This window comes from Pectobacterium sp. HCp5_1, assembly GCF_032905925.1.
Lineage (GTDB): Bacteria > Pseudomonadota > Gammaproteobacteria > Enterobacterales > Enterobacteriaceae > Pectobacterium > Pectobacterium brasiliense_A.
Genome location: NZ_JAUMIO010000024.1, coordinates 25,413 through 45,196 on the forward strand (window position 1 = coordinate 25,413; position 19,784 = coordinate 45,196).

Annotated in this window: 16 protein-coding genes and 1 tRNA gene; 10 read left to right on the forward strand and 7 right to left on the reverse strand. The window is 50.9% G+C overall.

Annotation, left to right across the window (positions count from 1 at the left end; all coding sequences use genetic code 11):
- Positions 1 to 75 precede the first annotated feature (75 nt).
- Positions 76 to 534, forward strand: a complete 459-nt coding sequence (locus Q3A88_RS16000; protein WP_010276040.1) for a methylglyoxal synthase — start codon at positions 76 to 78, stop codon at positions 532 to 534.
- 77 nt (positions 535 to 611) lie between these two features.
- On the opposite strand, the gene helD is transcribed toward Q3A88_RS16000, so the two are convergent.
- On the reverse strand, positions 612 to 2,669 hold the full coding sequence (helD, locus tag Q3A88_RS16005; protein WP_110164163.1) for a DNA helicase IV: 2,058 nt from the start codon (positions 2,667 to 2,669) through the stop codon (positions 612 to 614).
- A gap of 197 nt (positions 2,670 to 2,866) precedes the next feature.
- On the opposite strand from helD, the gene Q3A88_RS16010 reads away from it, so the two are divergent.
- Both Q3A88_RS16010 and yccS read left to right on the forward strand, forming a co-directional pair.
- On the forward strand, positions 2,867 to 3,313 hold the full coding sequence (locus Q3A88_RS16010; RefSeq protein ID WP_110164162.1) for a YccF domain-containing protein: 447 nt from the start codon (positions 2,867 to 2,869) through the stop codon (positions 3,311 to 3,313).
- Between the two features lie 20 nt (positions 3,314 to 3,333).
- Positions 3,334 to 5,469 carry a YccS family putative transporter gene (yccS, locus tag Q3A88_RS16015; RefSeq protein WP_317178271.1) on the forward strand — a complete coding sequence of 712 codons (2,136 nt, stop codon included), beginning with the start codon at positions 3,334 to 3,336 and terminating at the stop codon, positions 5,467 to 5,469.
- A gap of 14 nt (positions 5,470 to 5,483) precedes the next feature.
- Here yccS and Q3A88_RS16020 read toward each other — a convergent pair whose 3' ends face one another.
- Positions 5,484 to 6,104: a TfoX/Sxy family DNA transformation protein gene (locus Q3A88_RS16020; RefSeq protein ID WP_039285861.1), complete on the reverse strand. Its 621-nt coding sequence runs from the start codon at positions 6,102 to 6,104 to the stop codon at positions 5,484 to 5,486.
- A 223-nt stretch (positions 6,105 to 6,327) separates the two neighbouring features.
- Here Q3A88_RS16020 and sulA point away from each other — a divergent pair, with 223 nt between their 5' ends.
- Both sulA and ompA read left to right on the forward strand, forming a co-directional pair.
- Complete coding sequence (gene sulA / locus Q3A88_RS16025) at positions 6,328 to 6,834, forward strand: SOS-induced cell division inhibitor SulA (protein WP_010276016.1); 507 nt, start codon at positions 6,328 to 6,330, stop codon at positions 6,832 to 6,834.
- Between the two features lie 362 nt (positions 6,835 to 7,196).
- Positions 7,197 to 8,282: a porin OmpA gene (ompA, locus tag Q3A88_RS16030; protein WP_317178272.1), complete on the forward strand. Its 1,086-nt coding sequence runs from the start codon at positions 7,197 to 7,199 to the stop codon at positions 8,280 to 8,282.
- A gap of 152 nt (positions 8,283 to 8,434) precedes the next feature.
- On the opposite strand, the gene matP is transcribed toward ompA, so the two are convergent.
- Complete coding sequence (matP, locus tag Q3A88_RS16035) at positions 8,435 to 8,893, reverse strand: macrodomain Ter protein MatP (RefSeq protein WP_317178273.1); 459 nt, start codon at positions 8,891 to 8,893, stop codon at positions 8,435 to 8,437.
- Positions 8,894 to 9,070: 177 nt separating this feature from the next.
- Between matP and Q3A88_RS16040 the strand changes: the two genes are divergently transcribed.
- Both Q3A88_RS16040 and fabA read left to right on the forward strand, forming a co-directional pair.
- Complete coding sequence (locus tag Q3A88_RS16040) at positions 9,071 to 10,840, forward strand: Lon protease family protein (protein WP_110164158.1); 1,770 nt, start codon at positions 9,071 to 9,073, stop codon at positions 10,838 to 10,840.
- 91 nt (positions 10,841 to 10,931) lie between these two features.
- A complete protein-coding gene (fabA, locus tag Q3A88_RS16045; protein ID WP_014915875.1) occupies positions 10,932 to 11,450 on the forward strand; it encodes a bifunctional 3-hydroxydecanoyl-ACP dehydratase/trans-2-decenoyl-ACP isomerase in 519 nt (172 codons plus the stop codon).
- Between the two features lie 94 nt (positions 11,451 to 11,544).
- Here the strand turns inward: fabA and Q3A88_RS16050 are convergent, their stop codons facing one another.
- The 4 genes from Q3A88_RS16050 to betI all read right to left on the reverse strand — a co-directional run bounded on the left by Q3A88_RS16050 (position 11,545) and on the right by betI (position 16,173).
- A complete protein-coding gene (locus Q3A88_RS16050) occupies positions 11,545 to 12,198 on the reverse strand; it encodes a tellurite resistance TerB family protein (protein ID WP_010275999.1) in 654 nt (217 codons plus the stop codon).
- Between the two features lie 146 nt (positions 12,199 to 12,344).
- Positions 12,345 to 14,024 carry a choline dehydrogenase gene (gene betA, locus Q3A88_RS16055; RefSeq protein ID WP_110164157.1) on the reverse strand — a complete coding sequence of 560 codons (1,680 nt, stop codon included), beginning with the start codon at positions 14,022 to 14,024 and terminating at the stop codon, positions 12,345 to 12,347.
- A gap of 19 nt (positions 14,025 to 14,043) precedes the next feature.
- The gene (gene betB, locus Q3A88_RS16060) at positions 14,044 to 15,516 is read right to left on the reverse strand and encodes a betaine-aldehyde dehydrogenase (RefSeq protein WP_317178274.1); all 1,473 of its coding nucleotides are present in this window, start codon (positions 15,514 to 15,516) and stop codon (positions 14,044 to 14,046) included.
- A 69-nt stretch (positions 15,517 to 15,585) separates the two neighbouring features.
- Positions 15,586 to 16,173 (reverse strand): transcriptional regulator BetI, encoded by a 588-nt coding sequence (gene betI, locus Q3A88_RS16065; RefSeq protein ID WP_110164155.1) that lies wholly within the window; start codon positions 16,171 to 16,173, stop codon positions 15,586 to 15,588.
- 352 nt (positions 16,174 to 16,525) lie between these two features.
- On the opposite strand from betI, the gene Q3A88_RS16070 reads away from it, so the two are divergent.
- From Q3A88_RS16070 to Q3A88_RS16080, 3 genes are all read left to right on the forward strand, one after another.
- On the forward strand, positions 16,526 to 18,559 hold the full coding sequence (locus Q3A88_RS16070) for a choline transporter (RefSeq protein ID WP_317178275.1): 2,034 nt from the start codon (positions 16,526 to 16,528) through the stop codon (positions 18,557 to 18,559).
- A gap of 216 nt (positions 18,560 to 18,775) precedes the next feature.
- Positions 18,776 to 19,414 (forward strand): RpiB/LacA/LacB family sugar-phosphate isomerase, encoded by a 639-nt coding sequence (locus tag Q3A88_RS16075; RefSeq protein ID WP_110164153.1) that lies wholly within the window; start codon positions 18,776 to 18,778, stop codon positions 19,412 to 19,414.
- 217 nt (positions 19,415 to 19,631) lie between these two features.
- Positions 19,632 to 19,721: transfer RNA gene (locus tag Q3A88_RS16080), tRNA-Ser, on the forward strand.
- The last annotated feature ends 63 nt before the right edge of the window (positions 19,722 to 19,784 follow it).

A 19,784-nucleotide genomic window follows, 5' to 3' on the forward strand; every position in this document is an offset into this window, starting at 1 on the left:
GCACTGAAACTCCGTTTCCGTAATCTGTCTGTACCCTAGCGTCAGCTTTACTACACCAGATTGAAGGACGTAACCATGGAGTTCACCACCCGTACCATCCCCGCGCAAAAACATATCGCGCTGGTCGCACACGACCACTGTAAACAATCTTTGCTGGATTGGGTTGGTACGAATAAACAACAGCTCACAGAGCACACGCTTTACGCTACCGGAACCACCGGCAACCTGATTCAGTTGAACACGGGCCTGCCCGTAAAAAGCATGTTAAGTGGACCGATGGGGGGTGACCAGCAGGTTGGCGCACTCATTTCCGAAGGGAAAATCGATTTAATGATCTTCTTTTGGGATCCGCTTAACGCCGTACCACACGATCCCGATGTGAAGGCGCTGCTGAGACTGGCTACAGTTTGGAACATTCCTGTTGCTACCAACCGGGCAACGGCGGATTTCCTGATTAACTCAGCGCTATTTAAAGAACCCGTTCAAATCGCCATTCCTGATTATCAGCGCTACTTGCAAGATCGTCTGAAATAATATCAGTACATCACAATGGACCAGCGGCGTACTACGCTGTCGACGCTGGTCTCTTCTGCTCTACTTCTCTCTTTTCGTTATCCCGGCTTACGCTGCGTCGGTACACCTAAACGATGAAGATGTTCAATAAACGCCGATGGATTCGCCGCATCCTGTAGCAACCACACGCGATGTTTCGCCCTCGTCAACGCCACATAGAGCAAACGCCGCTCTTCCGCATCGGGGAAGTCCTCCGGTTCAGGTAACAGCACCGCCTCAATCACAGACTCTCTTGCCGGCGCCGGGAAGCCGTCCTTCCCTTCATGCATGCCTACGATAATGACATATTCCGCCTGCTGCCCTTTACTGGCATGCACCGTCATGAAATCAATGTGCAAATTCGGCCATTTAGTTGCAGCCTTCTCCAAAATCGCCGGGCGTAAATGGTGATAACGCGCAAGCACGAGAATACGTTCATCAGCTTTCACAAAACCACTCAGTTTATCCAGAAGTGGTTCAAGCTGCTCCTGAGGCAGAATAGTCACCGCTTTTTTATCTCCCTTACTCAGGCTATTAAGCGGTTTCTTCAACTGATACGGGTTTTGCTGTATGAACGTGTTGGCGATGTCACCAATTCGTTCATTAAAGCGATAGGTAGTATCCAGCGCGCATTGCTCGCCTACGCCGAAATGCTGTTCAAATGCCGTCGTCAACGCCAGCTCAGCACCGCTAAAACGGTAAATGGCCTGCCAGTCATCCCCGACGGCAAAAAGACAGGTACGGCTATTTTGTCGACGCAGAGCTGCAAGCAAGCTCGCACGCTGTGGCGAAATATCCTGAAATTCGTCCACCAGAATGTGCTTCCAAGGGCTTACAAAGCGCCCTTTATCCAGCAAGTTCACGGCCTGATGGATAAGGCCAGAGAAGTCGACGGCGTTCTCGTCCCTAAGCGCTTTTTTCCAGACTTTCAACAGCGGTGCCATCAGGCGAATGCGTTGCTGAAACTCTGCCCGAATGGATTCTGGTGCCTGCTCAACCATTTCACTCTGGCTACCGCCATGCATACGCATCAATCCCAACCAGCGCTCAAGTCGCCCGGCCAACCGCCCCGCCAGCTTCGGGTCGTTCCAGAAATCTCCTTCTGGTACATCCCATTCCAGCTCTTCCGTTAACCAGCGTCGCCACCCGTTAGCCTGCGTTTTTTTCTCTGCACACTGCTGCTGCCAGTGAGAAACCAGCAGTTCGCGACGCTGTTTCGCATCACTTTCCAGTTGGCTTATCATCGGGGCCTTGCGGCTAGCCTGCTGAATAATGTGCAATGCCAGCGCATGGAACGTCTTAGCCTGAATCTCATCCGTATGAAGCCGCTCCCGAATGCGATCGTTCATCTCTTCTGCCGCTTTACGACCAAATGCCAGTAGCAAAATTTGATCGGGCGTAGCCTCGTGTCGGTGCATTAACCACGCCGCTCGGGCCACCAGCACGGAGGTTTTGCCGCTGCCCGCCCCGGCCAGTACCAGTACGCCTTCTTCGCCATTGATCACCGCTTTACTCTGCGACACATTTAATGGCGAACTCTCCACCGTTTCAAAGAAAGGCTGCTCTGCCGCCAGTGTGCGATCCATCCATGCCTGATTCGCCGCAGTGCGCATCTCATCACCCTGCTCAAGCCAGCGTAAGCAGTGCCAGTAGTTATCACGGCAGTTATCAAAAGTTTCGAGACGAGAAACAGGCAGAGGCAAAGCCCCCAGAGAATCGCGAATGGCATTCTGCAACGTAGTCAGAGCCTGACGGTTAAACCATTTGTCCTGCTGCGTCAGCGTGTGAATAGTGTCCGTTTGGCGCTGCAAAACTTCAGCGCTGATCAGACTCATCTCCTCACTCCAATCGAGCCAGGATTTAAGAAGATGGCGGTAAAAAGCCTGCGTTTCCTGCCACTCTGTTCCATGCAGGCGCACTACTTTTCCGGCTGGCAATTCAAATTCCAGCTCTCCCCACACCAGCCCTCTTTTACAATGAATACTCAGCAACTGATTAAAGGGGATCAGGTATTGATGTTTATCACCACTCACTTCGACACCGGCATTCAGTAACCGCACCCGATTGTAGGGATGCTGGGCAAGATGCTTACCTAACGAGGTAGATTTCAGTTCCATGATGTTCGCGCCATGACTATGTGAGAGGTTATTTGTCCATTTTTTGTCGTTTATCTGTTCCCTAGTTTACCCGTTATCGGACTTCGCGCTCTAGCCTTAAAAACAGGTTAGGATATCCTGATGCTTAATGTGATAATTCTTTTACCATCAGCGAGTTTGGGACGTTATCTGGTTACCTTACAAGTACAGGAGAGATTATGCGTACTGTGTTGAATATCCTCAATTTCGTATTAGGTGGTTTTTTCACCACATTAGCCTGGCTTCTGGCGACAGTCGTCAGCGTGTTGCTGATTTTTACTTTACCGCTAACGCGTTCATGCTGGGAAATAACCAAACTGTCGCTCTTGCCTTATGGCAATGAAGCGGTCCATGTTGATGAGCTACGCCCAGATGAAAAGAGCACCATTCTCAGCGCTGGCGGATCGCTGCTGAACATCTTCTGGTTCATTTTCTTTGGCTGGTGGCTTTGTCTATCGCACATCATTACAGGCATCGCACAGTGCATTACGATCATTGGCATTCCTGTTGGCATCGCCAATTTTAAAATTGCCGCCATCGCGCTGTGGCCAGTAGGGCGTCGCGTGGTTTCCGTCGAACTGGCGCAGGCAGCCAGGGAAAACAATGCCCGCCGCCACTTTCGCTAACGGCATCTAAGGATATTACGTTGCTCACCTTCGCCTCAGGAATTCGCCGCTATGTGTATAACAGCAGTTGGCTGTATACCATTCGCATCTTTATTGCACTGAGTGGTGCGGCGGCGGTTCCCTGGTGGCTGGGTCAGCCAACATCGACAATCCCCGTAACGCTTGGCGTCGTCGCGGCCGCCCTCACCGACCTTGACGATCGCCTCACCGGGCGTCTGCGTAATTTGTTCATTACGCTGGCCTGTTTTTTTGTCGCTTCCGTCTCGATCGAACTGCTTTTCCCCCACCCCTGGCTATTTGGTCTTGGTCTGGCAGTATCGACCTGCGGCTTTATTCTGCTCGGCGCATTAGGGCAACGCTATGCAACCATCGCATTCGGCGCATTGCTGATCGCGATTTACACCATGCTGGGCATATCCCTTTACGACAATTGGTATCAGCAGCCCATCATGCTGCTGATCGGGGCCTCGTGGTACAATCTGCTGACGCTATTCGGCCATGTGATTTTCCCCATCCGCCCGTTGCAGGACAACCTCGCACAGTGTTATCAGCAGTTGGCACGCTATCTGGATGCCAAAGCCAACCTCTTCGATCCCGATATTGAAGAAGAAACTGACAAACCCCTCATTGATGTCGCGATGGCAAACAGCCAGTTGGTTGCGACACTCAATCAGACCAAGTCATCGCTGTTAACGCGCCTGCGGGGCGATCGCGGCCAGCGTGGAACGCGTCAAACGCTGCACTACTATTTCGTCGCACAGGATATTCACGAACGGGCCAGTTCATCGCATGTTTACTATCCGCAATTGCGTGAGAAACTGCGTTATAGCGACGTACTATTTCGCTTTCAGCGCCTGCTGAGTAGGCAGGCCAAAGCCTGTCAGCAGCTATCGCAATCCATTCTGCTGCACCAAAAATATCAGCATGACGGCCGCATTGAGCGGGCTTTCGTACATCTTGAATCCGCTATTGCGCGTATCGCTGCCAACAACATGGCAGATGCCTCGCAAATTAAGGCACTCACTTATCTATTAAATAATTTACGCGCCATTGATGCCCAGCTAGCGACTATCGAATCCGAACAGGCCATTGAGCAAGAGAACAACCCGGAAAACACGCTGGCAGACGACAAAATCACGGGCTGGAGTGACATCCGCTTACGCATTAGCCGCCACCTGACGCCGCAGTCAGCACTGTTTCGTCATGCTATCCGTATGTCCGTGCTGCTCTGTAGCGGCTACGCATTAATTCAGATAACGGGCTTGCAACACGGTTACTGGATCCTGCTCACCAGCTTGTTTGTTTGTCAGCCCAACTACAACGCCACTCGGCGGCGACTGACATTGAGAATCATCGGGACATTGACCGGTATTTTGCTCGGTTTACCCATCCTGTACTTCGTTCCTTCGCTGGAAGGACAGCTCACGTTGATCGTTATTAGCGGCGTACTATTTTTCGCTTTTCGCAACGTGCAGTACGCCCACGCGACCATGTTTATTACGCTGCTAGTTCTGCTCTGTTTCAACCTGTTGGGTGAAGGCTTTGACGTTGCGGTGCCACGCATCATTGATACGCTACTCGGGTGTGCCATCGCCTGGGCGGCGGTGAGTTTTATTTGGCCGGACTGGCGCTTTCGCGGTCTGCCAACCGTCATCAATAAGACATTGGACGCTAACTGCCGCTATCTTGATGCGATCATGGTTCAATATTATCAGGGGAAAGATAATAGCCTGCCTTATCGTATTGCCCGCCGCGATGCGCATAACTGCGATGCCGAACTGGCATCCGTTGTGTCGAATATGTCTTCAGAACCTCATGCGACCAGAAGCAAGCTGGACAGCGCATTCCGCTTTATGTGCCTGAATCATACGTTACTAAGCTATATTTCGACGCTCGGCGCACACCGCGGGAAAATTACCTCAACGGAAACGCTGCAATTGCTGGATGATGCCGTTTGTCATGTTGATGGTGCGCTACACTGTAGCGAAGAGGAAAGTTTGCATATCAATCAGGGATTGAAAACCATTACCGCCAGTCTTCAATCCCTCTCACCCGAGTCAGACAGTAAAGAATCATTAATTATTCAGCAAATCGGCCTGTTGATCGGTCTCTTACCTGAACTCGTACAGCTAAAAAATGACATGATGACACAGTGAAACAGACGCATCCCTTAGTGCTTTGGCCCTTTGGAGACCGCATTGCTTTTATACCATTCCAACAGTTCATTGCGGATACCGCGAGGGAGTGCCGCCTGATGTGTGCCACAAATGGCGCCAGCAAGCGCCAATAGCACGTTAACACTCAGATTAGCGCGAACCTTCCGCAACTCGAGATAGCTGTTTTTCGCACCATAATGCTGTAATTCATCGACATTCTTGATCCCTGCTTTCCACAGCAGCCGTTCGATATCGTGGTTAAGATTCGGAAGATCCTTTAACCGCCCGTTGGTACTTCTGACTGCCTTATCATACTGCGCCCCTCCCAACGCCAGATGGGCGAAATACAATAGCTGCTCAGATTCTTGCCATAATGCTTCATCGACAAGAAAGTAATTCAACGGAACGGGCATACCGCGCTTGGTATAAATCAGATTAGGCATATCACGCTGCTGAAAATATTTTTCATCCTTCTTACTGGCGCGAAGATAAAGCTCCCCTTCCGACACCAGTCCAAAAATCGTTTTATTTGCTGCGATGCTGTAGCCACCAAATTGGGAACGTGAAGTGATGTCCCCCAAAGATGAAAAAGACTGCTGAGATTGCAAAATCCTTTTTTTGCATAATTGCTTCATTGCCATAATCCTTAGTATTGAAATGATCTCGTCCTGAACAATTAAAAATATCTGTAGCAGGAACAAATAATTAACCACAGCCCCGATGCGGCTTCAAACAGTAAATGTGTTTACTGTCTCTTGCATAAGGAATATGCGAAGCGCTTTCAAAAAATCAGGTTGATTTTCACGCACACAGCGGATACTGTATGTTCATACAGTAACACTATGGGTAGAACTCATTATGCGTACGCAATCAATCCGCTCTCACAACATCGAGCCGTCATCATTTTCTGCAAATCAACACGCTGCGGAGCCCTCGGTTGCCACAGGTGGAATTATCAGCGAAATCGTGTATAACGCCGATCAGCCCATAGTCACACACCTGTTATTACCGCTCTTACAGCAGCTAGGCACGCAGTCTCGTTGGCTGTTATGGCTTTCGCCGCAGCAAAAATTGAGCCGCCCTTGGGTCCAGCAATCTGGGCTGCCGTTGGATAAAATGGTGCAACTCCACCACATCAATCCGCTGTTTACCGTTGATGCCATGGAAAGAGCCTTGCTGACAGGGAATTACAGCGCTGTTTTATGCTGGTTACCGCACGAATTGACGGAAGAAGAGAAGGTTCGGTTACGGCATGCCGCACAGGCAGGAAATACGTATGGCTTTATTATGCGGCCAGAAAGTGCTGGCGCTGACGCCTATAGACTATTTCCTAGCCTTAAAATTCATTCGACATTGTATCATTAAGTAAATTAAGAATTTTCTCAGCCCATTCAGGTTATATGTCTTATCGATCGCCGCAGAGCGGTATTCTGCGGGCTTTTTGGATATATTTGATACAGCTAAAAGGCGTAAGATCTGTCAAAAGCATCTACTATTTGTTAGCAAGTATGTATGAATCGTGCGATTTTCTTATGACGCAAATCACATCATACTTGTAACTTTCTCATCACGTTGTAGACTTTAACTCGCTGGAGTTGCTCTTTTATAACGTCAGTTGACTGACAGTGAGTCATAAATAAGGGCAAAGTCTCCGACCAAAGGATTTTAACCAAAGGTTTATTAGCCCTCCAGGTTAATTGCCGATTTGGATGATAATGAGGCGTAAAATGAAAAAAACAGCTATCGCAGTTGCAGTGGCACTGGCTAGCTTCGCGACCGTCGCGCAAGCAGCTCCTAAAGACAATACCTGGTACACCGGTGGTAAACTGGGTGTGTCTCAATTCCACGATACTGGTTTCTACGGCAATGGTTACACCGGTATCAATAACAACCCGATCAAAAGCAAGTTAGGCGCTGGTGCATTTGTTGGTTATCAAGCCAACCCGTATCTGGGCTTTGAACTGGGCTACGACTGGCTGGGCCGCATGAAGTATGCAGGTTCTACTGCTAACGCAGCAGACAGCGCGAGCTTCAAAGCACAGGGCATCCAACTGGCTGCTAAACTGAGCTACCCTGTTATGCCTGATCTGGACGTTTATACTCGTCTGGGCGGCATGGTATGGCGCGCAGACAGCCATGCGGCTATCGGCGGCGGCGACATCAACAACGACGACACTGGCGTTTCTCCGCTGGCTGCAGTTGGTGTTGAATACGCTATCGACAAAAACTGGGCTGCACGTGTTGACTACCAATGGGTAAGCAACATTGGTGATGCTGGTACCGTTGGTGCCCGTCCAGACAACCTGCTGATGAGCGTTGGCCTGTCTTACCGTTTCGGTCAGGATGACCGCGTAGCACCAGTTGTTGCTCCGGCTCCAACTCCAGCTCCGGCTCCAGTTGTTGAAACCAAGCGTTTCACGCTGAAATCTGACGTCCTGTTCAACTTCAACAAAGCAACGCTGAAAGCAGAAGGCCAGCAATCACTGGATCAACTGTACACCCAGCTGAGCTCTCTGGATCCAAAAGACGGTTCCGTTGTTGTTCTGGGCTTCACTGACCGTTTAGGTTCAGAGCAATACAACCAAGGCCTGTCTGAAAAACGCGCACAGAGCGTAGTGGATTACCTGGTTTCTAAAGGTATCCCTGCGAACAAAGTCTCTGCTCGTGGCCTGGGTAAATCTCAACCAGTTACCGGTTCTACCTGTGACAACGTGAAACCTCGTGCTGCGCTGATCGACTGCCTGGCACCGGATCGTCGCGTAGAGATCGAAGTTAAAGGCATCAAAGACGTTGTAACTCAGCCTCAGGCTTAAGTTATTAACGAAAAAAACCTCGCTTCGGCGAGGTTTTTTTTTATGAAGAACATCCTTGTCTGTCACCCTTCGGGCCGTTGGTACGCAACGTTGAAAAACGCTCCCTGCGTTTTTTATGCATGTTTGTCAGCGCGATAAATGACAAAAACCGATCACGTCTCGTCTTTATTCAGAATGGCTTTAAGATCCTGTTTAAGCAGCGACATCTGGCTGGCATATTTTTCTTTGTGCTCAGCGTCTTCGATTAACTGTACAATCGTTTCTGATAAGGTCACCCCACGTCTCTGAGCGAGAGCCGCAAGGCGCTGCCAGACCAGGTATTCCAGATCGATCGATTTCTTGCGTGTATGCTGGTGCTCTGCGTTGAAATGACGTTTACGCCGTGCACGAATCGTTTGCTTCATCCGGTTTTCTAAAGAGGGATTCATACACTGTGCAATCCACTCCAGCACTTTCACCGGCTGATTTTCCATTTTAAGCAATGCCTGTACGGCGTCATCCGCAGCACTTTGCTCGAGAAAACGCGTAATCTCTTCTCCCTCCCGATGCTTCTTCATCAGGTATTTCCATTTCCACCCGCACTCAAGATTTTCTAGTTGTTGATATTTCATATTAAATTCTTCAGTGACCGCGTAACGTGACTTTCAGCATAACAGTTTTCCCTGATTTTGACCGCTTTCTGGCGGCTTTCTGACAGTTTTTAAGATGATTAGCCAAACCTGGTCTGAGCTTCAACGTATGAAAGATGACGGAGAGATGACTCTCCTTATGCGAAGTCTAGATTATTCTTGTATAATCACGCTTTTCCTTCAGACGATTACATTGATACTTTGACCAGTAACCGACTCTCATGGCAGCATTTACTGCCCAATAATACGCCTTATCAAACGCTATTCACTCAGGCAGCTCAGCTTGCTCCTGCTGAATTCTCCGCTATTCAGTCGCGTCTGGCAGACAGCCTGACGCTCTTTTGCCACCCTCGTTCTCCTTCCCGCTTTATGCTGTTGAAAGCGCAAGAGAATGATGAATATATGGCATTGATCGCCCGTGCGCTAAGCGCCATCAGGCCAGACTCCGGGGCGATACATGGCAGTAAATATATCATTGAGGGTCGTCATATCCGGGTCGAACCCGCTACGCAGCCTGCGGATAATTTTGCCGCACAGCAGCACTGTGGTTATCAGGAATGGATTGAACCTGAACAACTCTTCGGCTGCATACGCAGTTTTCACGATGAAATCACGCTGCATCCGGGACTGATTCATCAGCTCAACGGCGGCACGTTGATCCTATCAGCCAGAACGCTGCTGGCTCAGCCATTGATGTGGCTGCGTCTAAAGCAGATTATGGCTGAAGGTATTTATCGTTGGCAGTCACCAGACGAGCGCAAGCCACTTCCTGTTGATGTGCCACCGATGCCGCTTGATATTCGCCTAATCATTCTCGGTGATCGTGAAAGCCTGGCAGATATTCATGATATGGAGCCGGAATTAAGCGAACACGCTATTTACGGCGAGTTCGAAGCGCAATTACAGTTGATTGAAACGGATGACATGGCGCGCTGGTGTTCCTACATCAACGCACTATGCAGCGAAAATCAACTACCGTTGCTGGACGCCGATGCCTGGCCGGCATTAGTGAACGTTGCGATACGCTACAGCGGCGATCAAGGTAATTTACCATTATGCCCACGCTGGCTAATCGGTCAGTTAAAATATGCGTCGCTATATGCCAGAGATGGCCAAATCACGGAGCAGGCGCTGGTTGACGCCGTTGCCGCTCGCCAATGGCGTGAAGGCTACCTTCGTGAACGTATGCAGGATGAAATAGAATTAGGCCAGATCCTGATCGAAACAGAAGGCGAAGTCGTCGGCCAGATTAATGGACTTTCCGTATTGGAATTCCCAGGCTATCCCGTTGCCTTTGGCGAGCCGACACGTATCAGCTGCGTGGTTCACGCTGGCGACGGCGAATTCACCGACGTTGAACGCAAAGCCGAACTTGCTGGCAATTTACACGCCAAGGGTATGATGATTATGCAGGCGTTCCTGATTACGGAACTGGAGCTTGATCAACAGCTGCCTTTCTCGGCGTCCATGGTCTTTGAGCAGTCGTACAGCGAAGTTGATGGCGACAGCGCTTCATTGGCAGAGCTGTGCGCGTTGGTTAGCGCCCTCTCCTTGCGGCCAATCAATCAGCAGTTCGCTGTGACCGGCTCCGTCGATCAATTTGGTAACGTGCAACCCATTGGCGGCGTGAATGAGAAAATTGAAGGTTTCTTTGAGGTCTGCCAGCGTCGTGGATTGACGGGAACACAGGGAGTGGTTTTACCTGCGGCTAATTTACGCCATCTCTGTTTACAGGAAGATGTCGTTGAAGCGGTACGCGAAGGGAAATTCCACCTTTTCCCGGTAGAAACTGCGCCGGAAGCGTTGTCATTATTGACCAATTGCGCTTATGACGATGAACAGCAGCCAAACCTGCTGTCCGCCATTCGTGAACGAATTGGGCAACTGACACCGCAAGAACGTAGACGTTTCCCTTGGTTTTTCCGTTAAACCAACTGGTTCAACCAGACGCAACAGACTTGCCCAGCGTACAGGTGTACGCTAACCTGCGTGCTTCATTAAAACAAGGCTTACAGAGACCATGGTAGATAAACGCGAATCCTATACAAAAGAAGACCTCCTTGCCTCCAGTCGTGGCGAACTGTTCGGCCCGAACGGCCCTCAGTTGCCTGCCCCTAACATGCTCATGATGGACCGCGTCGTTAAAATGACGGAAGACGGCGGTAAGTATGGCAAAGGCTATGTGGAAGCCGAATTGGATATCACGCCTGACCTATGGTTCTTCGGCTGCCACTTCATCGGCGATCCGGTGATGCCAGGTTGCCTCGGTCTGGATGCCATGTGGCAGTTGGTCGGCTTCTATCTGGGCTGGCTGGGTGGCGAAGGCAAAGGCCGCGCGCTCGGCGTGGGTGAAGTTAAATTCACCGGACAAGTGCTGCCAACAGCGAAGAAAGTAACCTATCGCATTCACTTCAAACGCGTGATCAATCGCCGTTTGGTGATGGGGATTGCTGATGGCGAAGTACTGGTTGACGGTCAGCAGATCTATACCGCTGACGAACTGAAAGTCGGTCTGTTCAAAGACACCAGCGCTTTCTAAGCATCAGATAGCACTGCGGGCGAAAAATCTTTCGCCCGCGTTATCCGTTTATTTCTCCGACATTATCTCACCATCGCTTAAACCACTCGCCCTCCTATGATGGACTTTTCAGTTCATTGGTGATCGACTGCCGTACATCTTGCGGTATCTTCAATTCAGTCGCTAACGCATCCAGATAGCTTTTCTCCATGAAGTGATCGACATCAATGACCGCACAGCTCAAGAAGTAGACCTCAAGCGCCTCTTCCTCATTTTTCACATCTTTCGCCAGCAAAATTGGATCAAGCGGTTGTTCTATGGCTTCCTGCACCCAGCGCTGCGCTTCACTGCCCAGTTGCAGCTGCTGAATATTTTCATCAATACGCTGTTTCTCAGTCGCATCAATATGGCCGTCACTTTTAGCAGCAAAAACCAGAGCCTGAATCAGACGACGAGCACGAATATTGTCGCCCGAGGACTGAGTGCCAAACTGCGGATCGTCCTGATGCGTATCGCGAACGCGTTTTTTGTACTGGTTCCACAACACCACGCCCGCCGCGGCACTACCGCCAATGATCAACGCATTTTTACCCAACGAACCCATGATTTTCCGCGTGGACTTATTCGATAACAATACGCCCGCCAAACCGCCCAGCGCAGCAGGCTTTAGCATATCGCCCAAATTGCCGTTTTTACCCCCTTGATGCTGATTCCCCTGCTTGCTACCGGAGCCCAATAAGCCCTGAATCTGTTGCAGCCAATTATTCATTTTCATTCCTCAAGGAAAAGTGACATCACTGATGGTGTTGTCACCCATAGTAATGGTGCGGGAGGCGTTTGTTTGTCAGATTGTGTATAGCAATGAAAAGTATGGACCGCGCTTTCTCTGCGGTCCATCTGACTATGCCGGAAGCGTCACGAAACCGACTTCAGCGGCGCTTTTCTCACTGGGGTATTTCCGGAAACATAGTAGCGCGCTTTGCTGCGCGGCAGCGGCTGACGACGGCGGATTCGGTCGGCAATTTTCTCGGCAATCATGATGGTTGTCGCGTTCAGATTACCGGTAATAATCTGCGGCATGATGGAAGCATCCACCACGCGTAGCCCTTCCATACCGTGAACCCGGCCTTGCCCATCGACCACCGCCATCTCATCCTCTCCCATCTTACAAGAACAGGAGGGGTGGAATGCTGTCTCAGCATGAGTGCGGATAAACTCGTCCAGCTCCTCATCAGTCTGAACCGCCAGCCCAGGGCTGATTTCTCGCCCACGGTATTTATCCAGTGCAGGCTGCGCCATGATTTCACGCGTAATGCGGATCGCATCGCGAAACTCCTGCCAATCCTGCTCCGTCGACATATAGTTGAACAAGATGCTAGGGTGCTCGCGGGCGTCTTTGGATCGCACCTGTACACGCCCCCGGCTGAGTGAACGCATGGAGCCGACGTGCGCCTGAAATCCGTGCTCTTTCACCGCATTACTGCCGTTGTAATTAATGGCGACGGGCAAGAAGTGGTATTGAATATTCGGCCAGGCGAACTCATCCCGACTGCGAATAAAGCCACCCGCTTCGAACTGGTTGCTAGCCCCAACACCCGTGCCATTGAACAACCATTCCGCGCCGATTTTGGGCTGGTTAAACCACTGCAGCGCCGGATACAGCGATACAGGTTCTTTGCAGGCATATTGCAAATACATTTCCAGATGGTCCTGCAAATTCTCACCGACGCCGGGCAAATCGTGCACCACGGGAATATCGAGACGCTGGAGCAAGTCTTTCGGCCCCACGCCAGAACGTTGCAAGATCTGCGGCGAGGCGATTGCACCCGCACACAGCAGCACCTCGCGGCATGCCTTCGCCGTCTGCGCACTTTCCCCTTTAAAGTAAGCCACGCCAACGGCACGCTTTCCGTCGAAGAGAATCTTGTCGGTTAAGGCATGCGTCACGATGGTCAGATTTTTACGGCCTTTTGCCTGATCCAAATAGCCTCTCGCGGTACTGGCTCGACGCCCCTTCGGCGTGACGGTTCTATCCATCGGACCAAAGCCTTCCTGCTGATAGCCGTTAAGATCGTCCGTACGCGGATATCCGGCCTGTACGCCCGCTTCAACCATCGCGTGAAACAGCTCGTTGTTTCCCATCTTCGGCGTTGTCACTGAAACAGGACCGCTCGCGCCATGATAGTCATTCGATCCCACGTCTCGCGTTTCCGCTTTACGGAAATACGGCAGGCAGTCAAGGTAACTCCAGTCTTCCAGACCCGGCATGGTCGCCCAGTTATCAAAATCCATCGCATTGCCACGGATGTAGCACATGCCGTTAATCAGCGAGGAACCACCCAGCCCTTTGCCGCGGCCACATTCCATACGGCGATTATTCATGTGAGGTTCTGGGTCGGTTTCATAAGCCCAGTTATAGCGCTTCCCCTGCAATGGGAAAGCCAATGCGGCAGGCATTTGCGTGCGAAAATCCAAACGATAGTCCGGGCCACCCGCTTCGAGCAGCAGCACGCTTACGTCGCTTTCTTCTGTGAGACGCGTTGCCAGCACGTTGCCTGCCGAACCGGCTCCGATAATGATGTAATCATATTCCATTAGGCTTTCTCCCCTTCGTTTAAAATACCGAGCGGAATTCACCCAGTTCAACCTGTACAGACTTGATTTGCGTATAGTGTTCCAATGTTGTTATGCCGTTTTCACGTCCGACACCTGAATGTTTGTAGCCGCCCACAGGCATTTCAGCCGGGGATTCCCCCCAGGTGTTGATCCAGCAAATTCCTGCCTCAAGCTGATGAATCACCCGATGTGCCCGATTCAGATCGCAGGTCACGATGCCAGCAGCCAGTCCATATTCACTCTCATTGGCGCGGCGGATAACCTCATCCTCATTCTGATACGTCAGAATACTCATGACCGGGCCAAAGATTTCCTCGCGCACAATCGTCATATCGTCCCGGCAATCTGTGAACACGGTAGGGGCAACGAATGCACCTTGTGCATACTTCTCGCCAGTCATCGTTTCACCGCCCACCAGCACACGAGCACCTTCACGTTTTCCGCTTTCGATATAGCGCAGTACGGATTCTCTGTGCGGGAAGCTGACCAGCGGACCAAAATTCACCAGCTCGTCAGTCGGGTCACCAATACGAATGCGCTGAACGCGCGCCAGAATTTTTTCCTCAAACTTTGACTGCAATGCCTGCGGGATAAAGACGCGTGTACCGTTAGTGCACACCTGTCCTGAGCTGAAGAAATTCGCCATCATGGCGATATCCGCTGCTTTATCCAGATCGGCATCATCAAAAATGATCAGCGGCGATTTTCCACCCAACTCCATCGTGACCTCTTTCAGGGTCGAACCTGCGGCATTGGCCATTACCGTTTTCCCGCTGGCAATCCCACCAGTGAAAGAGACTTTGGCAATACTCGGATGCGTGGTCAGCGCCTGACCAACCGACTTTCCCGTCCCCGTCAGCACGTTGAATACGCCAGCCGGCAGCCCAGCCTCGGTATAGATCTCCGCCAGCTTCAGCGCGGTGAGCGACGTGACTTCACTGGGTTTGAAGATCATCGCATTGCCTGCCGCCAGCGCAGGGGCAGATTTCCACAATGCGATCTGAATGGGGTAGTTCCAGGCACCGATACCCGCGACCACGCCAAGCGGTTCACGACGGGTGTAGGCGAATGAGGTATCACGCAAGGGGATCTGCTGACCTTCCAGCATAGGAATCAGCCCTGCGTAGTACTCCAGAACATCCGCGCCAGTCACGATATCAACAGTGCGGGTTTCCGAGAGCGGCTTGCCAGTATCGTGCGTTTCAAGCAAGGCGAGTTCATCATTGCGTTCACGCAGGATATCCACGGCGCGACGTAAAATGCGCGAGCGTTCCATCGCCGTCATCGCCGCCCATACCTTCTGCCCTGCGGTTGCTGCACTGACCGCACGGTCAACATCAGCAGCAGTGGCCGACTGAATGTGGGCAATGATGTCGCCATTCGCGGGGTTAATCGCCTCAAACGTATCGTCACCCGTGCTATCGACATAAGTGCCGTTGATATAAAGCTGTTGTAAACCGTAGTGAGACATAAATTCTCCTGTCTGATGGCTGCCCGAACAAACGTTCCGGGCAGAAAAGGCAAAAATGATAAGGAAGGATTACGCGCGGACGAGCTGCTGTTCGATATAGTCGTAGGTAATGCTCAGCGCTTCTTCGCGGTTGAAGGCCTCATGGCTTAGCGCACCACGTAGCCACAGCCCATCGATCAACCCTGCCAACCCTTTTGCTGCAACACGCGCGCGCCCCTTCGGCAAACAGTGGCTGAATTCGACACACAGGTTGGAGTAAAGTCGCCGATCGTTAACCTGCTGTAACCGATGGAGCATGGGGGAATGCAGGCTACTGGCCCAGAACGCTAGCCAGGTTTTCATCGCTGCGCTATTCGTCTGGCTATCATCAAAATTCCCCTGAACAATCGCCCGCAAGCGTGCGCGAGGCGTATTTTCTGCCAGATTCAGCAACCTTGATTTCACCGCCAGCCCTAGATGACTAATCAGATAACGCATCGTCGCTTCCAGTAAGCCATTTTTATCGCGGAAGTAATGGCTGATGATTCCATTCGACACGCCCGCACGTCGGGCAATCTGTACGATTGAGGCATCATGCATCCCCACATCGTTAATCGTGGCCAACGTCGCTTCGATGAGTTGCTGCCGTCTGATGGGCTGCATTCCGACTTTAGGCACCGTACTTCCCCTTCATTTTCTTCCCTTCATTTTTGCGTGATGAATCACGGTAAACGACGGTGATTCATGATCCGATTTGTCCCATTAAACTTTTTTTTGATTGAACGTTCAATAAAAAATGAATATCTTTTATTGCTGAAAGGTTAAAAACATGTATCAATTATCATGAAAAATGGTGTGAGTTCAGACGATAACTCCACCTTAAAAAGAATAATTTCTTTTTTGTTCTGACGACCTTCTTCAACGGAAAGCGTACTCAGCGGATGTCCTGCGCCGTATTCTTGATATGCGCTAAGCGCGCTTCGTGGAGAGAGGAATCAGAGTATCTGTTCACGTCACGTAAGGGATAACCATGCCAGCATCAGAAACGACCACCCAACAGGATCGCCTGAATCCTGTCGTGTTCTACACATCCGCGGGATTAATCCTGACCTTCTCGCTGATGACCATGTTGTTTAACCAGGAAGCGAATGCCTGGATTACCCACGCGCTTAACTGGGTATCTGCCACATTCGGTTGGTACTACCTGCTAGCCGCCACGCTCTACATCGTTTTCGTCATCTTCATTGCGTCATCTCGATTTGGATCGATCAAGCTCGGGCCAGAACAGTCGAAACCTGAATTTAGCCTGATGAGCTGGGCAGCGATGCTATTTGCGGCGGGGATCGGCATCGATTTAATGTTCTTTTCCGTTGCGGAACCAATCACGCAATATATGATGCCGCCGGAAGGACAAGGCCAGACGATAGAAGCAGCACGGCAAGCCATGGTCTGGACGCTGTTTCACTACGGGTTAACCGGCTGGTCAATGTACGCGCTGATGGGCATTGCTCTGGGCTATTTCAGCTACCGATATAATCTGCCGCTGACGATTCGCTCTGCCCTGTATCCTATCTTCGGTAAACGTATTAATGGCCCGATTGGCCATAGCGTTGATATCGCAGCCGTACTCGGAACCATTTTCGGTATCGCGACTACGCTGGGCATCGGCGTCGTTCAGCTTAACTACGGGCTGAAAGTCCTGTTCCAGATCCCAGAAAATCTCACCGTTCAGGCTTCGCTCATCCTGCTTTCCGTGATCATGGCGACCGTTTCCGTGACGTCTGGGGTCAATCGCGGCATTCGCTTCCTCTCCGAGCTTAACGTCCTGCTCGCACTGGGCCTGATTCTTTTTCTGCTTTTCTGGGGTGATACTGAGTTTCTGCTAAACGCGCTCGTGCTTAATGTCGGGGATTACATCAATCGCTTTACGGGCATGACGCTCAACAGCTTTGCCTTTGATCGCCCAACCGAGTGGATGAATAGCTGGACGCTGTTCTTCTGGGCATGGTGGGTCGCATGGGCACCGTTTGTTGGGCTATTTCTGGCACGTATCTCACGCGGCAGAACGATTCGACAGTTCGTTGTCGGCACGTTGATCATTCCGTTTGTCTTTACGCTGCTGTGGCTCTCCATTTTTGGCAACAGCGCACTTTATCAGGTGCTCCACGGTAATCTGGATTTTGCCAATGAAGTCATGCAGCACCCAGAGCGCGGATTCTACAGTCTGCTAGCGCAGTACCCCGGCTTTAGCCTGAGCGCGTCTGTCGCGACCATTACCGGCTTACTGTTTTATGTCACCTCTGCCGATTCCGGTTCGCTGGTACTGGGCAACTTCACCTCTCGCCTTAGTGACATCAATAATGATGCGCCAAACTGGCTACGAATTTTCTGGTCAGTCGCCATTGGCCTACTGACGTTGGGCATGCTGATGACAAACGGTGTGTCAGCCTTACAGAACACCACCGTCATTATGGGATTACCGTTTAGCTTTGTGATGTTCTTTATTATGGCGGGATTATATAAATCACTGCGGGTTGAGGATTACCGTAAAGCCAGTTCCTTACAAACCTCAGCCCCGATGCCAATCTCCGGCGACGATCGTCTGAACTGGAAGCAACGCCTCTCACGCGTCATGAATTTCCCCGGCACAACGCATACGCAAAAAATGCTGGATAACGTCTGTAAAGCCGCGATGGAGGATGTCGCGCGCGAACTACGCCTGCGAGGTGCCAGCGTTGAAGTCAACGACTTGCCGCCTGTCGAAGATGAGCGCCTGAACCACCTTGAGCTGCTGGTGGATTTGGGTGATGAGCAGAATTTCCTTTACCAAATCTGGCCACAGCGCTATAGCGTCCCGGCGTTTACCTACCGGGCCCGCTCAGGTAAATCAGATTATTACCGCCTTGAAACCTTCCTGCTGGAAGGGAGCCAGGGGAATGACCTGATGGATTACAGCAAAGAACAGGTGATTAACGACATTTTGGATCAGTACGAACGACACCTGAATTTTCTTCATCTTAATCGAGAAGCGCCGGGCAATACGCTTACCTTCCCTGACGCATAACTCCCTCCCCTATGGCGCTGAAATACAGCGCCATTTTCAATACGTTATGCTTTTATTCTCCCTTTTCCTTGTCTCGTATTTTTCCTGAATCTATGGGCTGTGCCGCATTCTTTGCTTCCACGATTTGCGCTTTATTTTTGAAACGGTATACTGCACACATCAAATTGAAATACAGTTTTAAAAAATGTATTTGTCCGTCACAGAAAAGGAACGAACATGAAAATTGCACTGATTAACGAGAACAGCCAAGCTGCCAAAAACGCCATCATCGCCGAGTCTCTGACCAAAGCGGTTGCACCGTTGGGCCACACTGTACACAACTACGGCCAATACGCCGTTGAAGATGCAGCGCAGCTGACCTACATCCAGAACGGTATTCTGGCAGCTATCCTGCTGAACTCCGGCGCGGCTGATTTCGTTGTGACCGGTTGCGGTACTGGCCAAGGCGCAATGCTGGCTTGTAACTCTTTCCCAGGCGTAATTTGCGGTCTGGTTGTTGACCCATCTGATGCTTACCTGTTCTCTCAGATCAACAACGGTAACGCGGTATCCGTTCCTTACGCTAAAGGCTTTGGCTGGGGCGCTGAACTGAACCTGGAAAACCTGTTTACCCAGCTGTTCAAAGAAGAAGGCGGCCGCGGCTATCCAAGCGATCGCGTTGCTCCTCAACAACGTAACAAGAAAATCCTGGATGCCGTAAAAGAAGTGACCTACAACGATCTGATCACCATCCTGAAAGGCCTCGATCAGGATCTGGTTAAAGGCGCGATTGCTGGTCCTAAATTCCAGGAATACTTCTTCGCTAACAGCAAAGACGAAGAACTGACTAGCTACATCAAAACGCTGCTGGCATAATCGTCAATAGCTGAAAAAGAACCACAGGCCATCGCGGTCTGTGGTTTTTTTATGCCCATTATCCATTCATTTTGCCTACACTTTAACGACAGAGTTACGCGGACTATCCGTTACCGTTCAATGCTTAGCCATACGCACCGTTCACGCTAAATACTGCTTGACCGAAGCTAAGCGACTCCCTATAGTAGCGCCCCGTTGCCCCTTGTAGGCAACCCCCGGTGAGGTGTCCGAGAGGCTGAAGGAGCACGCCTGGAAAGTGTGTATACGTGAAAACGTATCAAGGGTTCGAATCCCTTCCTCACCGCCATATAAAAGAAAACGCCCTTAACACAAGTTAAGGGCGTTTTCTTTTATATTGTTGGAACGGATG

What these genes read in the sequence shown, in the direction of transcription:
- Q3A88_RS16000 (WP_010276040.1), top strand. Translation starts at nt 76, where the DNA reads ATGGAGTTCACCACCCGTACCATCCCCGCGCAAAAACATATCGCGCTG.
- helD (WP_110164163.1), bottom strand. Translation starts at nt 2,669, where the DNA reads ATGGAACTGAAATCTACCTCGTTAGGTAAGCATCTTGCCCAGCATCCC.
- Q3A88_RS16010 (WP_110164162.1), top strand. Translation starts at nt 2,867, where the DNA reads ATGCGTACTGTGTTGAATATCCTCAATTTCGTATTAGGTGGTTTTTTC.
- Q3A88_RS16020 (WP_039285861.1), bottom strand. Translation starts at nt 6,104, where the DNA reads ATGAAGCAATTATGCAAAAAAAGGATTTTGCAATCTCAGCAGTCTTTT.
- sulA (WP_010276016.1), top strand. Translation starts at nt 6,328, where the DNA reads ATGCGTACGCAATCAATCCGCTCTCACAACATCGAGCCGTCATCATTT.
- ompA (WP_317178272.1), top strand. Translation starts at nt 7,197, where the DNA reads ATGAAAAAAACAGCTATCGCAGTTGCAGTGGCACTGGCTAGCTTCGCG.
- matP (WP_317178273.1), bottom strand. Translation starts at nt 8,893, where the DNA reads ATGAAATATCAACAACTAGAAAATCTTGAGTGCGGGTGGAAATGGAAA.
- fabA (WP_014915875.1), top strand. Translation starts at nt 10,932, where the DNA reads ATGGTAGATAAACGCGAATCCTATACAAAAGAAGACCTCCTTGCCTCC.
- Q3A88_RS16050 (WP_010275999.1), bottom strand. Translation starts at nt 12,198, where the DNA reads ATGAATAATTGGCTGCAACAGATTCAGGGCTTATTGGGCTCCGGTAGC.
- betA (WP_110164157.1), bottom strand. Translation starts at nt 14,024, where the DNA reads ATGGAATATGATTACATCATTATCGGAGCCGGTTCGGCAGGCAACGTG.
- betB (WP_317178274.1), bottom strand. Translation starts at nt 15,516, where the DNA reads ATGTCTCACTACGGTTTACAACAGCTTTATATCAACGGCACTTATGTC.
- Q3A88_RS16070 (WP_317178275.1), top strand. Translation starts at nt 16,526, where the DNA reads ATGCCAGCATCAGAAACGACCACCCAACAGGATCGCCTGAATCCTGTC.
- Q3A88_RS16075 (WP_110164153.1), top strand. Translation starts at nt 18,776, where the DNA reads ATGAAAATTGCACTGATTAACGAGAACAGCCAAGCTGCCAAAAACGCC.